This is a genomic window from Mesorhizobium sp. M2A.F.Ca.ET.039.01.1.1, from assembly GCF_003998035.1.
In the GTDB taxonomy this organism is placed as follows: domain Bacteria; phylum Pseudomonadota; class Alphaproteobacteria; order Rhizobiales; family Rhizobiaceae; genus Mesorhizobium.
This window is the reverse complement of record NZ_RZRY01000097.1, coordinates 1-14,164: the sequence shown is the minus strand read 5'-3', so window position 1 is coordinate 14,164 and position 14,164 is coordinate 1. Positions and strand designations below refer to the sequence as shown.

The 14,164-nt window shown below is 64.2% G+C and carries 11 protein-coding genes and 2 pseudogenes; 3 read left to right on the top strand and 10 right to left on the bottom strand.

All coding sequences use genetic code 11. The features are described from left to right. Window positions 1-692: pseudogene (locus EOA24_RS10620) on the bottom strand (sugar ABC transporter permease); the annotation flags it as partial. A 144-nt stretch (window positions 693-836) separates the two neighbouring features. Further along, a complete protein-coding gene (gene xylF, locus EOA24_RS10615; RefSeq protein ID WP_126080873.1) occupies window positions 837-1,877 on the bottom strand; it encodes a D-xylose ABC transporter substrate-binding protein in 1,041 nt (346 codons plus the stop codon). Between the two features lie 270 nt (window positions 1,878-2,147). Here xylF and EOA24_RS10610 point away from each other — a divergent pair, with 270 nt between their 5' ends. Continuing rightward, window positions 2,148-3,383 carry an ROK family protein gene (locus EOA24_RS10610; protein ID WP_126080872.1) on the top strand — a complete coding sequence of 412 codons (1,236 nt, stop codon included), beginning with the start codon at window positions 2,148-2,150 and terminating at the stop codon, window positions 3,381-3,383. Window positions 3,384-3,545: 162 nt separating this feature from the next. On the opposite strand, the gene phoB is transcribed toward EOA24_RS10610, so the two are convergent. From phoB to EOA24_RS10575, 7 genes are all read right to left on the bottom strand, one after another. Continuing rightward, complete coding sequence (gene phoB / locus EOA24_RS10605) at window positions 3,546-4,235, bottom strand: phosphate regulon transcriptional regulator PhoB (protein WP_010911896.1); 690 nt, start codon at window positions 4,233-4,235, stop codon at window positions 3,546-3,548. Between the two features lie 17 nt (window positions 4,236-4,252). Continuing rightward, entirely contained in the window at window positions 4,253-4,960 is a 708-nt protein-coding gene (gene phoU, locus EOA24_RS10600; protein WP_042641610.1) for a phosphate signaling complex protein PhoU, read from the bottom strand. Window positions 4,961-4,980: 20 nt separating this feature from the next. After that, window positions 4,981-5,784: a phosphate ABC transporter ATP-binding protein PstB gene (gene pstB / locus EOA24_RS10595; RefSeq protein ID WP_112129583.1), complete on the bottom strand. Its 804-nt coding sequence runs from the start codon at window positions 5,782-5,784 to the stop codon at window positions 4,981-4,983. Next, window positions 5,781-6,632 carry a phosphate ABC transporter permease PstA gene (gene pstA / locus EOA24_RS10590; protein WP_126080871.1) on the bottom strand — a complete coding sequence of 284 codons (852 nt, stop codon included), beginning with the start codon at window positions 6,630-6,632 and terminating at the stop codon, window positions 5,781-5,783. Before pstA ends, pstB begins: the two co-directional genes overlap by 4 nt. Window positions 6,633-6,635: 3 nt before the next feature. Next, window positions 6,636-7,622 carry a phosphate ABC transporter permease subunit PstC gene (gene pstC, locus EOA24_RS10585; protein WP_042641604.1) on the bottom strand — a complete coding sequence of 329 codons (987 nt, stop codon included), beginning with the start codon at window positions 7,620-7,622 and terminating at the stop codon, window positions 6,636-6,638. Between the two features lie 63 nt (window positions 7,623-7,685). Continuing rightward, window positions 7,686-8,744 (bottom strand): phosphate ABC transporter substrate-binding protein PstS, encoded by a 1,059-nt coding sequence (pstS, locus tag EOA24_RS10580; RefSeq protein ID WP_042641603.1) that lies wholly within the window; start codon window positions 8,742-8,744, stop codon window positions 7,686-7,688. Between the two features lie 490 nt (window positions 8,745-9,234). Beyond that, on the bottom strand, window positions 9,235-12,990 hold the full coding sequence (locus EOA24_RS10575) for a PAS-domain containing protein (RefSeq protein WP_126080870.1): 3,756 nt from the start codon (window positions 12,988-12,990) through the stop codon (window positions 9,235-9,237). A gap of 205 nt (window positions 12,991-13,195) precedes the next feature. Between EOA24_RS10575 and EOA24_RS10570 the strand changes: the two genes are divergently transcribed. Further along, on the top strand, window positions 13,196-13,555 hold the full coding sequence (locus tag EOA24_RS10570) for a hypothetical protein (protein WP_126080869.1): 360 nt from the start codon (window positions 13,196-13,198) through the stop codon (window positions 13,553-13,555). Between the two features lie 164 nt (window positions 13,556-13,719). Then, window positions 13,720-13,953, top strand: a complete 234-nt coding sequence (locus EOA24_RS10565; RefSeq protein WP_126080868.1) for a hypothetical protein — start codon at window positions 13,720-13,722, stop codon at window positions 13,951-13,953. 18 nt (window positions 13,954-13,971) lie between these two features. Here the strand turns inward: EOA24_RS10565 and EOA24_RS10560 are convergent. Beyond that, window positions 13,972-14,164: pseudogene (locus EOA24_RS10560) on the bottom strand (hypothetical protein); the annotation flags it as partial.

Sequence of the window (14,164 nt, the reverse complement as noted above, 5' to 3'; positions counted from 1 at the left end):
CCGTTATAGTGCATGAAAATGACCGCCAGGCAGGCGACGATGCCGACGACCCAGCTCCATTTGGCGCCGATCGAGCCCGCCGGGCCGCCGCCCATCAGCTGGAACGTGGCGTCAAGCGGCGCGACGGTCTGGCCGCTGGTGACCCACCAGGCAGCGCCCCGCCAGACCAGCAGACCCCCCAGCGTGACGATGAAGGCCGGCACTTCGAGATAGGCGATGACGAAGCCCTGGAAGGCGCCGATGAGGAGGCCGAGCGCCAGGCCGATCAGCAGCGCCAGGACCCAGATCCACGGGTTACCGAGCTCAAGCCCGACGAAGCGGACCAGGAAATGCACCTGGGCAAAACCCATGACCATGCCGATCACCCCTTCGGCCGATCCGACCGACAGGTCGATGTTGCGCATGACGATGACCAGCACCATGCCGGAGGCCATGATCGCCACGGCCGAAGTCTGCACCGACAGGTTCCAGAGATTGCGCGGCGTCAGAAAGGTGCGGCTGTCGAAGTCGAGCGGATTGACGCCAAGCCGCAGGCTGGAGATCACATGCAGTCCGACCCAGATCAGGAGCAGCGCGCCGATCATCCCGAGCATGCGGGTGTCCAGCTCGGTTGCCTTCAGGAACCGGGCGACGGTGCCCAGCTCCGAGGCACGCGCGGTGTCTGCCGGTTGGGTGGACGTCGTGTCGGTCATGAATTCCTCCTGCCGGCCTGCCCGTCTGGCGCGGATGCCGGAGCAAGCCTAGAAGCTATCCGCTCGAGGCGGAACGGTAATCTTCGAGAAAACGCCGCGGCTTTCAGGCCGCGGCGCAAGGTTTTTGGTCTAGTGTCGGCGAGCTTAGTTGCAGACCTTGACGCTGCCGGCGGCAACGCCAGCGCAGACTTCGTCCTTCTTGATCCAGCCGGCGTCGATGACGAGGTTGAGATTGTCCTTGGTGATCGCGATCGGGGTCAGGAACAGCGACTTGACGGTGTTGCCGCCAGGCGTCGTGAAGTCCTTGGCGCCGGCGATGTCGCCCATCTTCTTGCCGTCGGCGAGCTGCGAGGCGATCTCGGCGGCGTTCTTGCCGAGCTCGCGCGCGTCCTTCCACACCGACACGGTCTGCGTGCCGAGCGCGATGCGGTTGAGCGCCGCGTGGTCGCCGTCCTGGCCCGAGACCGGAACGGTGCCGGCCAGCCCTTGCGCCGTCAGCGCCGCGACGACGCCGCCGGCGGTGCCGTCATTGGCGGCCACGACCGCGTCGACCTTGTTGTCGTTGGCGGTCAGGAACTGCTCCATGTTCTTCTGCGCGTTGGCGGGCAGCCAGCCGTCGGTATAGGCCTCGCCGACATTCTTGATCTTGCCGCTGTCGATCGCCTCTTTCAGCACTTCCATGGAACCCGAGAACAGGAAGTCGGCGTTCGGATCGGAACCCGAGCCCTTGATGAAGACGTAGTTGCCTTCCGGCTTGGCCTTAAACACCTCACGGGCCTGCATACGGCCGACTTCCTTGTTGTCGAAGGTCAGGTAGAAAACGTCCTTGTTCTCGATCAGGCGGTCGTAGCCGACGACCGGGATGCCCTCATCGAGCGCCTTCTGCACCGCCGGGCCGATTGCCGAGGCATCCTGCGCCAGGATGATCAGCGAATTGGCGCCCTGCGAGATCAGGCTTTCGACGTCGGTCAGCTGCTTGCCCGGATTGGACTGCGCGTCGGCCGAAATATACTTGTCGCCGGCGGCCTCGATTGCGGCCTTCATCGCCGCTTCGTCGGTCTTCCAGCGCTCTTCCTGGAAATTCGACCACGAGACGCCGATCACCTTGTCCTTCGCCTCGGCGACCGAAGCCAGCGTCAGCGACATGGCTACGCCCGCCAGAATGGCGGCTGCGAATTTTTTCATGATATCCTCCCTGCGCCTTGTGCGGCGCGACCCAGACTGGCCCGAAGGCCGGCATAAGAGGCTTTTTTTCGAGCCTCAAAAAAATAGTGGTCCAGCGAAATGAAGCTGTCAACCGACATTCTGATGGCATTTGATGGGTCCAGGCATTTTTTTCGGAGTCCGCAATAAATAATGACATCGGCTTTGGCTTCTGCCACTATCCTTAGCGTGTCAGCGACAGGCCATGGCATCATCACAAGGCCGCGATGACCGGGGAGGACGTGCGAGACGATGTCGGTCGGAATCCGTCACGACGATTTGCGCCGGCGCAACCGCGCCATGGTGATTTCGGCCGTGCGCCGCGCCGGCCAGCCATCGCGGACGGAAATTGCCGCCACCACCGGCCTCAGCCACTCGACCATTTCGGCGATCTCCGCCGATCTGATCCAGGAGGGCATCCTCACCGAGAGCAAGGCCAGCGAGCCGACGGCGTTGAAACGCGGCCGGCCGCAGATCGGCCTGGCGCTGAATCCCGAAGCCGCCGCGGTGCTGACGGTGGTGCTGTCGCTGAACTTCCTGTCGGTCGCCGTCATCGACTATGCCGGCCAGGTGATCGCCGAGGAACAGCGGCGCCTGGACACGCTCGTCATGCCGCGCGACGAGCTGATCGGCGAGTGCCTGGCGATCGTCCGGCGCCGGCTGCAGGATCCCGATCTCGACGTGGGCAGCGTCGCCCGCATCGCCATGGGCATTCAAGGCATCACCGATTCCCACGCGCGCGCCATGCTATGGTCGCCGATCACGCCGCTGACCGACATTCCGTTCGCCGACATCCTGGAGAGGGAATTCGGCATCCCCGCCACCATGGAGAACGACTGCAACATGATGGCGGTGGCGCTGCGATGGCGCGATCCCGAGCGCTATCGCGACAATTTCATAGCCATCCTGCTCTCGCACGGCATCGGCATGGGCCTGGTGCTGAAGGGCGAATTGTTCACCGGCACGCATTCCTCCGGCGGCGAGTTCGGCCACATGATCCATCGTCCGGGCGGCGCGCTTTGCCGCTGCGGCCGCCGCGGCTGCGTCGAGGCCTATGCCGGCAACTACGCCATCTGGCGCAGCGCCATGGGGATAAGCGAGGACGCCGCGCCGACCGACATCGGCGACGCCGACATGCGCGCGCTGGCCGCAAAGGCCCGGCAGGAGGACGGCCCCGAACGGGAAGCTTATCGTCGGGCCGGCGAGGCGCTGGGCTTCGGTCTTGGCAGCCTGTTCGCCCTCATCGACCCGGCGCCGGTCGCCATGGTCGGCGTCAGCGCGGCCGCCTTCGACCTGATCGAGCCGGCGCTGAGGGAGGCGATCGCCCAGACCGCCGGCGGCCAGCACTCGAGCTCGATCTCCTTCGACACCGAGCCGAACGAGCTGCCGCTGATCCGCGAAGGCTGCGCCACCCGCGCGCTGACCTTCGTCGATCAGGAGATCTTCGCGCCGGGTGTCCAGGCAAGAGCGGGCAAGCACGTCGCATAAGCCGCAAGCTCAAGCGCCGGGATATGCTGAGATTCAGGTCAGGCCGAGTCGAGAATGGTGGGTTCCGAGAACCGGAACGGAGCGTACTTTTTGGTACGTGAGTACCGGAAGCGCAGGAAGCCGCCATTCGCAGGCCGGCCTCACCTGAATATCAGCATATCCCTAGTCTTCCCGGATTGCATAACCCGCCCCGCGGATGGTGCGGATGACGTCCGGCATGCGGCCGTTGTTGACGGCCTTGCGCAGGCGGCCGACATGCACGTCCACCGTGCGCTCGTCGATATAGATCGTCTCGCCCCAGACATTGTCGAGTAGCTGGCTGCGCGAGAACACGCGGCCGGGATGCCGCATCATGAACTCGAGCAGGCGGAACTCGGTCGGGCCCAGCCTGATCTCGCTCTTCTTGCGGTAGACGCGGTGCGATTCGCGGTCGAGCACGATGTCGCCGACCTTGAGCACGCTGGACAGCACCTCCGGCTTGGCGCGGCGCAGCAGCGCCTTGACGCGCGCCATGAACTCCGGCGTCGAGAACGGCTTGACCAGATAGTCGTCGGCGCCGGTGGACAAACCTCGAACCCGATCGCTTTCTTCACCGCGCGCGGTCAGCATGATGATCGGCAGCCGCTCGGTCTCGGGCCGCATCCTGAGACGCCGGCAGAGCTCGATGCCGGAGACCGCCGGCACCATCCAGTCGAGCACGAGCAGGTCGGGAACATTTTCCTGAAGGCGGATTTCGGCCTCGTCGCCGCGGGTCACCACTTCCACCTGGTAACCCTCGGATTCGAGATTGTAGCGAAGCAGCACCCCCAGCGGCTCCTCGTCCTCCACCACCATGATGCGTGGCGCGATCATCGGGGTAACCTTTTCCGTCAGGCGGCCGGCGCCGACATTGCCGTCTCGTCCTGCTTGGGACGGTTGGCGGGCAATTGCGTGCCGGTCAGCACATAATAGGCGTTCTCGGCGATGTTGGTCACATGGTCACCGATGCGCTCGAGGTTCTTGGCGCAGAACAGAAGATGAGTGCAAGCGGTGATGTTGCGCGGATCTTCCATCATGTAGGTCAACAGCTCGCGGAAGACGGAGGTGTATTTGACGTCGATGCGTTCGTCGTCGTTGCGAAGCTTGGCCAGCGCCGTGGCATCACCCACCGTATATTCCTGAATCACGCCCTGGACCTGGATCAGCACCAGTTGCGCCATGGAATCGATCGAATGCGTGAGGTCGCGCGGGGCGGTGCTGACGCCGACTGACCCGACGCGCTTGGCGATGTTCTTGGCGAGATCGCCGATGCGTTCGAGGTCGCCCGCCATGCGTATCGAGCCGACCACGTGGCGAAGATCGTCCGCCATCGGCTGGCGCTTGGCGATCAGCGTGATGGCGCGGTCGTCAAGCTCGCGCTGACGCGCGTCCATGATGGCATCGTCGGAGACGACGCGCTGCGCCAGCGCATTGTCGCTTTCGAGCAGGGCCCTGGTCGAGCCGCCGACCATGGAGCCGGCGAGATCGCCCATGTCGTTGATGAGCCGGCTGATCTGCCTCAGATCCTCGTCGAACGAGGCGACGGTATGTTCGGCCATGATGTTGTCCTCGTATGAGCTCAGCCGAAGCGGCCGGTGATGTAGTCCTGGGTGCGCTTCTCGCGGGGCGAGGTGAATATCTTCTCGGTCCGGTCGAATTCCACCAGCTCGCCCAGATACATGAACGCCGTCTGCCGCGACACGCGCGCCGCCTGCTGCATGTTGTGGGTGACGATGACGATCGTGTAGTCGGCCTGCAATTCGTCGATCAGCTCCTCGATCTTGGCGGTCGAGAGCGGATCGAGCGCCGAGGCCGGTTCGTCGAGCAGGATGACCTCCGGCTTCACCGCGACGGTGCGGGCGATGCAAAGGCGCTGCTGCTGGCCGCCCGAGAGGCTCTGGCCGCTGGCGTTGAGCTTGTCCTTAACCTCGTTCCAGAGTGCGGCGCGCTTCAGCGCCGACTCGACGCGGCTGTCCATCTCGGCCTTGCTGATCTTCTCATAGAGCCTGACGCCGAAGGCGATGTTCTCGTAGATCGACATCGGGAACGGCGTCGGCTTCTGGAACACCATGCCGATCTTGGTCCTGAGCAGGTTGAGGTCCTGCGAGCGATCGAGGATGTTCTTGCCGTCGAGCAGCACCTGGCCCTCGGCGCTCTGCTTCGGATAAAGCTCGTAGATGCGGTTCAAGACGCGCAGCAGCGTCGACTTCCCGCAGCCCGACGGGCCGATGAAGGCGGTCACGCTGCGCTCGGGCAGCGACAGGTTGATGTCCTTCAGCGCCTTCGACTGGCCATAGTAGAAGTTGAGGTTCTTGACCTCGATCTTGGCCTTCTCGACGGTCGTGTCGGCTACGTTCAGGTCGGTGGACAACATCGGTTTCATCTGTCCTCTCTGCGTCCGGTTAGGCTGCGGGCGATGATGCTCAGCCCGAGAACCGTCAAGGTGATCATGAGTGCGCCCGTCCAGGCCAGCTGCTGCCATTCCTCGTAAGGGCTGAGAGCGAACTGGAAGATGGTCACCGGCAGGCTGGCCATCGGGGCATTGAGATTGCTCGACCAGAACTGGTTGTTGAGCGCGGTGAAGAGCAGCGGCGCCGTCTCGCCGGAGATGCGGGCGATCGCCAGCAATATGCCGGTCACGATGCCGGACAGCGCCGCGCGGTAGGCGACGGAGCGGATCACCACCCAGCGCGGCGCGCCGATGGCGGTGCCTGCCTCGCGCAGCGCGTTGGGCACGAGGTTCAGCATGTCCTCGGTGGTGCGCACCACGACGGGGATCACCAGGATGGACAGCGCGACGGCGCCGGCGATGGCCGAGAAGTGCCCCATCGGCCGCACCATCAGCTCATAGACGAACAGGCCGACGATGATCGAAGGGGCCGACAACAGGATGTCGTTGATGAAGCGCACCACCGTGGTGAGCTTCGAGAAGCGGCCATACTCGGCCATGTAGGTGCCGGCCAGCACGCCGATCGGCGTGCCGACGAAGATGCCGATGATGGTCATCACGATGCTGCCGTAGATGGCGTTGAGCAGGCCGCCGGCATCGCCCGGCGGCGGCGTCATCTGGGTGAACACGGCCAGCGACACCCCGGAGAGCCCCTTGTAGAGCAGGGCGCCGAGGATCAGCGCCAGCCAGGCAAGGCCGATGCCGGCGGCGATGACGCACAGCGCCATCATCACGGCATTCTTGCGCTTGCGGCTCTGGTGAATTGATGCGGCAGTCGCCATCGGTCAGGCTCCCGTGCGGCTATCGATGCGCAGCAGCATGTAGCGTGCGAGCGCCAGGATGATGAAGGTTATTATGAACAGGATCAGGCCGAGAGCCACCAGCGAGGAGGTGTAGATCGCGCCATCGGCCTCGGTGAACTCGTTGGCGATCGTCGCCGAGATCGTCGTGCCCGGCGCGAACAGCGAGGCGCTGATGCGATGCGCGTTGCCGATGACGAAGGTGACGGCCATCGTCTCGCCGAGCGCGCGGCCGAGGCCGAGCATGACGCCGCCCATGATGCCGACGCGGGTGTAGGGAATGGTCACGCGCCGCGTCACCTCCCAGGTCGTGCAGCCGATACCGTATGCCGATTCCTTCAACACCGCCGGCACCGTGTCGAACACGTCCTTGGTGATCGAGGTGATGAAGGGCAGCACCATGATGGCCAGGATCAGGGAGGAGGTCAGCAGGCCGATGCCGTAGGGCGGGCCGGCAAACAGGCTGTTGAGGCCGGGGATGCCCTTGAAGAGCCAGATGATGAAGGGCTGGATCGTCGTCTGCAGAAAGGGCGCGAAGACGAACAGGCCCCAGATGCCGTAGATGATCGAGGGAATGCCGGCCAGAAGCTCGACGGCGATGCCGATAGGGCGCCTGAGAGGGCGGGGGCAAAGCTCGGTCAGGAAGACGGCGATGCCGATGCCGATCGGCACGGCGATGATGATGGCGATGGCCGAGGTGACGATAGTGCCGTAGATGGGCGCCAGCGCGCCGAAATTCTCGGTGACCGGGTTCCAGGATTCGGTCGAAAGGAAGGATATGCCGAATTTCGACAGCGCTTCCCACGATCCGGCGATCAGCGAGATGGCGACCCCGCCGAGCAGAACCAGCACGAGGATGGCGGAAGCGCGCGTAGCCGCCCGGAAGACCATGTCGGTGAAGGCAAAGCGGCGCACTGTCGCTTCCCTGGTCCGCATGGCGGACGATGTCGCGGCTTCGGAAACGGCACTCATTTAGCCCCTCGCATTTCGAAAGAGACAGGAGGGCGCCGGAAGCGCCCTCCCTTGTTCGTCAGATTACATGCCGGAATAGAGCGGCTTGCCGTTCGCGTCGACGATATCCTTGCCCCACATTTCCTCGACGCTCTTCACGACCGCGTCGGGCATCGGAACATAGTCCAGGCTGGCGGCCAGCTCGTCGCCCTTGGCGTAGGACCAGGCGAAGAACTTGAGCGCCTCGCCGGTGGCGGCGGCATCGTCGGGCTTCTTGTAGACGAGGATCCAGGTGGCCGACGTCATCGGCCAGGTTTCGGCGCCGGCCTGGTTGGCCAGGATGACGCCGTAGCCCGGCTGCGAGTTCCAGTCGGCATTGGCCGCGGCGGCCGAGAAGGCGGCGGCGGTCGGCTCGACCTTCTTGCCGTCCTTGTTGATCAGGTCGGTGTAGGTCAGCTTGTTCTGCTTGGCATAGGCATATTCGACATAGCCGATCGCGCCGCCGGTCTGCGAGACGTTGTTGGCGACGCCCTCATTGCCCTTGGCGCCGATGCCCACCGGCCATTCGAGCGCGGTGTTGACGCCGACCTTCGACTTCCAGTCGGCGCTGACGTCGGCCAGATAGTAGCTGAAGTTGAAGGTGGTGCCCGAGCCGTCCGAACGGTGCACGACCGCGATCGCCTGGTCGGGCAGCTTGACGTCCGGGTTGAGCTTCTTGATCGCTTCGTCGTTCCAGTTGGTGATCTTGCCGGAGAAGATGTCGGCCAGCGTCGGGCCGTCGAGCACCAGCTCGCCCGGCTTGACGCCTTCGAGGTTGACGACCGGAACGATGCCGCCCATCACCATCGGGAACTGCGCGAGCCCGGTGGAGTTGAGATCCTCGCCCTTCAGCGGCGCGTCGGAAGCGCCGAAGGTCACCGTCTTGGCCTTGATCTGCTTGATGCCGCCGCCGGAGCCGATCGACTGGTAGTTGAGACCGATGCCGGTCTCCTTCTTGTAGGCGTCGGCCCACTTCGCATAGATCGGATAGGGGAAGGTGGCGCCGGCGCCGGAGATATCGGCTGCCATCGCGGCGGAGATGCTAAGGGTTGATGCCGCAGCCATTGCAATCGCAACGGCCGCAGAGCGGATGAAATGTCTCATGTGGCCTACTCCTGTTCGGAAGATGGTCTTTCGGCACCCGTTCTATCGGCGCCCGGTGAGCGCAATAGACTTCGATTATTACAGTCGCATGACAGTTTCGTGTCAGCCCGGTAACGCCTGAACGGGGATGCTCGGAAGGGCTTCCGGCGGTCTCTGCGGGTCGGCCGGAGTTTGCCGCGGGAATCAGCGACTTGTCTGACTTTTGAATCAAAAATTATCCCGGCGGCCGGATCGCGGCCGCCGGGAAATAAAATCCGGACGAGAGCGCGTTGCCTGCATGCCAGAGCGGATCATGGCGTGGCCATCGCCGAAAACAGGTCCGTTGGGGTAGAGTCGACGCTGTTTCTTGTTGGCGGTCGCTGCTCCCGCCCGTAACCGAAGAGCGGAATCAATGCTACGATTGTCAGAGCTTGGCGTTTGCTTTGATATGGTGCGATCGCACCATACGCATACGTCAACGCCTTGCGCCCGCCTGCCGGCTAAATTCGCTTTAACCCGCGCTGCGCCGGGTCTCGATATCCGAACCCAGCCAGCGCTCGAGCTTTTCGAGCAGCGCCCGCGGGCTGATCGGCTTCGGCAGGTAATCGTCCATGCCGGCCTCGAGGCAGCGTTCGCGGTCGCCCTTCAGCGCATGCGCCGTGACGCCCACGATCGGCACATGCGTGCCCATGTCCTGCTCGAGCTTGCGAATGGCGCCTGTTGCTTCCAGCCCGTTCATTTCCGGCATCGACACGTCCATCAGGATCATGCGCGGATTGAGCTTGCCGAAAGCATCGAGCGCCTTGCGGCCGTTGCCGACGATCTCGAAGCGGTAGCCGGTCTCGCCAAGGATCTGGGTGAACACCATCTGGTTCACCTCATTGTCCTCGGCAACGAGGATGTCGAGCCCGCGCTCGGCTTCGGCCGGGCGTTGGCGCGCACGCACGGGCGGCGGCTGCAGCATGGCGCGGTCCGACGTCGCCGTCTGCGCCGGCGCGGCTTGCGATAGGCTGCCGCCAACGGCGGGTCGTGCCGCGGCGCTGCTGTGGCGATGACGCTGGATGGTCGCGACCAGCGTTTCCAGAAGGACGGAGGAGCGCGCCGGCTTGATCAGCTGCGCATCGATGCCGAGGTCGCGATAGGTCGTGTTGGCAAGCGACTGGTCGACCGAGGTCAGCATGATGATGGGCGTATGCGCCAGGCCCGCCGTGTTGCGCACGATGCGCGCCATCTCGGCGCCGGTCATGCCCGGCATCTGATAGTCGAGCACGACGCAATCGACCGGCACGCCATAGGCGGCGGCGGCAATCAGCACCTTAAGCCCTTCGGCGCCGCTTTCGGCCGCGCAGGCATCGAACGTCCACGACGCCATCTGCTCGCTCAGGATCGAGCGGTTGACGGCGTTGTCGTCGACGACGAGCACGCGCGCGCCGGTGACGTCGACCGGTGTGATGCGCTGCCCGCCCTGCTCGGCCCGGGGCAGCGTGACCGTGAACCAGAAGGTCGAGCCCTTGCGCTCGGCGCTGTCGACGCCGATCTCGCCGCCCATCATCTCGACCAGCCGCGAGGTGATGGCGAGGCCAAGCCCGGTGCCTTCGTGCCGCCTGGTCGAGGAGGTATCGACCTGGCTGAACTTCTCGAACACCACCTTCAGCTTGTCCTCGGGAATGCCGATGCCGGTATCCGTCACGGAAATGGTGAGCTTCGTTCCCGCGGGAACCCGCTCGCCTGTCACGTCGACCAGCACATGGCCCTCATCAGTGAACTTCACCGCGTTGCCGAGCAGGTTGGTGACGATCTGCCTGACACGGCCGACATCGCCGACGAACTGGCCTTCGAGCCCCGGCTGGATGCGCACGATGAGCTCGAGGTCCTTCTCCTTGGCGCGCGTCGAGACCAGCGTCGCCACATCCTCGATCGCCTCGGCCAGATTGAACGGCGCCGGGTCGAGCACCAGCTGGCCGGCGTCGATCTTGGAGAAATCGAGGATGTCGTTGATGATGGTGAGCAGCGCGTTGCCGGATTTGACGATGATGTCGGTGAACGTCTTCTGCTTCGGATCGAGGTCCGACTTTGCCAAAAGCTCTGCCATTCCAAGGACCCCGTTCATCGGGGTGCGGATCTCGTGGCTCATATTGGCGAGGAATTCCGACTTGGCCCGGTCGGCGAGCACGGCGCGCCGCTGTGCTTCGCTGAGCTCGGCCTCGCGCTGCTTGAGCTCGGTGATGTCGGTGGTGGAGCCGATGAGATAGAGCGAGCCGTCGGAGGCGATCATCGCGCCCTTGCGCGCGAACTGGTGCCTGACGCTGCCGTCCGGCAGCACCACCGTCTCTTCGATCTCCTGAGTTTCGCCGGTGCGCAGCACGGCAAGGTCGCCGGCGACGAAGGCTTCGCCGTCGGCGCCGAATATCTCGACGTCGGTCTTGCCGATCGCCTCTTCCTTGCTGAAGCCGGTGAGATCGCACCAGCCCTTGTTGACATAGAATTGCCTGAGGTCCGAACGCTTGGCGTAGATCGACACCGGCACATTGTCGATCAGGCTGCGGAACACCTCGTTCTCGCTCATGCTCTGCCGAAGCGCCTGCTCGCGCGCCTTGACGTCGGTGATGTCGGTGCTGGAGCCGACCAGATGCACCGACCCGTCAATGGCCACCAGCCGGCTCTTGCGCGTCATAAGCTGCCGCACGGTGCCGTCGCGATGGGTGACAGCCTCCTCGACCTCGCGCCCCGCGCCGGTTGCCACGACTTCGGTATCGTCATTGCTGAAGCCGTCCGCCTCTTCCGACGCGAAAAGCTCGCGATCCGTCTTGCCGAGCACCTCGTCCTTGGCGAATCCAGTCAGCGCGCACCAGGCCTTGTTGACGAATTCCATGCTGAGATCGTCGGCCTTGATGAAGGCCGCCACCGGCAGCTCATCCATCACGTGCCGGTAGAGGTCGATCTGGCGCATGGAGTCGCGCAGCGCCTTTTCGCGGACCTTGATGTCGGTGATATCGACACGCACGCCGATGAACGTCCCGTCATCGGTGCGCATGTCATAGACCTGGTACCAGCGCCCGTCGGCGTTGAGGCGCTCGTAGGCGGAATTTGGCAAACGGTACCGCATGAGCATGGCGTCGAGCCAGCGCTCGGTGTCGATGCCGTACAGACCGTCGATTTCAGTGTCGCCGCTCGAGCGGAAATAGCCGACCGAATGGCCGAGAGACAACGCCTCGCGGAATGTGCGGCCCGGCTGCCAGGCCGGCTTCAGCGCCGGCAGCGTGTCCTGCAGCTTGCGGTTGGCGAAGACGAAGCGGTCGTCGCGGTCGTAGATGATGACGCCCGCCGGCAGCGACTCCAGGACGGTGGCGAGGTTCCTGCGCGCGTCCTCGGCCTCGGTCTCGCGCTGCTTCACGTCGGTGATGTCGACATAGGAGATCAGCCGCTTGCCGCCCGGAAGCGGCGCCAGCGAGGCGATCAGCGTACGGCCGTCGCTGCGCGGCAAATGCCTGGAGCCTGCGGCGCCGGCGCGGATTTCGGATTCCCGCTCGGCCACATGGCTTTGCCAGTTCCGCTCCTCGCCGCCGAACGGATCGGCGGCACGAGTGGCTTCCATTAGGTCGCGAAAAGAGATGCCGGCTGGAGCGCGCCGCGGATCGACCTCCCAGAAGTCGTAGAAGGCCCGGTTGATCACCTCGACCTGCAATTCGGCATCGACAACGATGACGCCGATCGGCATCGAATCGACCATAAGGCTGAGATTGCTGAACGTCTCGGCCGTCCTGGCATTGGCTCTTTCGATCTCGGCGTCTCGGCGCTTGACCTCGGTGACATCATAGTAGGTCAACAGGCGCTTGCCGCCGGACAACGCCGTCACCGAGAATATCATCGTGCGGCCGTCGGCATGGACGAACTCGCGCGGCGCGACGGAACCGGCACGAATTTCCGCGATTCGGCTGGCAAGGTAGCGCTGCCACTCCTGTTCGTCGATCTCGCCATAGATGCCGTTGCGGCGATTGAGATCCATGAGGCGGCTGAATGGCGCGCCGATGGTCACCACCCCGTCGGGGATCCTGGAAAACTCCCGGTAGGCTTTGTTGATGATCAGCGTGTCGAGCCGGGCGTCCAGAAGCACGACGCCCATGCGCATGGCGTCCATCGTTCGTTCGAGATCGGCAAGATGCTGCTCGCCGCCCTCGTCGGCGGGCGTGTCGTCGTCATGCCCAACCGTTGCGTCGAGGGGGTCGCGCATGCCGCCAGTCCCACTCGTCTTGTCCACGTCCGCCATGCTGTTGCCATCCCAACCGAACCCCCCTTCGCGGTTCGTCGCGGAAATGTGCCTGACAAGCATTAACGATCCGCTAACCATAATGGATCGCAACCACCTGCCGTTCGATGCCGTTGAGAGAACCAGGATCGTGGCGCCGGTTGCGGTAATCCGCCTGTTGGCGATTGGGGCAACGACACATTATAAGGCGCCTGAGGTGTTGCTAATGTTCAATCGAATCGCCGCTTTCGTCCTGTGCCCGGCGCTGCTTGCAGCGGGCGCCTGCACGCGAAGCGACGACGGCACGGTGATCGTTCCAAGCCGGATGGATGTCAGGCGTGTCTGGGACGAGGCGCCGCCGGGAACGACCGCCTCGCGGCAGATCGTGTCGGATGTGTTTCCGCCGCCGCCGAGCGCGCCGGCAAGCCTGCCGGCGAGCCCGACCGTCCGGCGCCATTCCAGGCCCGCTTCGACGAAACCGTCCTTCGGCCGGGATCTGCCCGACCCGACATCCGGCGAGCAGAGCCCCCTCACCTGCAGGAATGTCGGCGAAGACGGCAAGCGCTATCGCGTCATCTGCGAATAACGTTCCTTCAATCGGTGGACCCAGTGCCGGCCGGACAGCACCGAACGCCAGCCGGCGTAAGAAACCGAGCCGCCGTCGCGATCACGGATTGCTGATGAAACCTTTGACCGGTGGTGGACGTTTTCCGGCTTGATGTGATCCGCGCTGCACCCAGGAGACTGAAGATGTCCATTCACTTCACCGTCTCTGGCCTGACCAGGAACCTGATCCATTCGCTTGGGTTGGATCATGAACTGGCGCCGAGGCCCCTTACCCCGGAACAGAACCTTCTGCTGGATTGTTACCTGGCCGGGCAGATCCCGGACTCGGCCTGGAGCGACTACGTCTTCGAGATGCCGGAGTTGGAAAAACACGCTGAGGTCAGGCGTACCGCGTCAGGCGTGCGCGGCCTGACCTGAAACGGCGAGTCTGCCCGCCTATTTCTTCGGTGAGCTGAATTGCAGCGTGAAGACGTTGCCGGGAATGCCTTGCGCCAGCGCCGGCGAAAGGCTGAGCGGCAGGCAATCATTCAACGCCTTTATCGCCGCGTCGACATAGGCCTTGCGCGCATTGTCGTCGCCGCCGACATGGATGGCGGTTGTTTTAGGCGGCCCGATCAGCGTGCCGTCG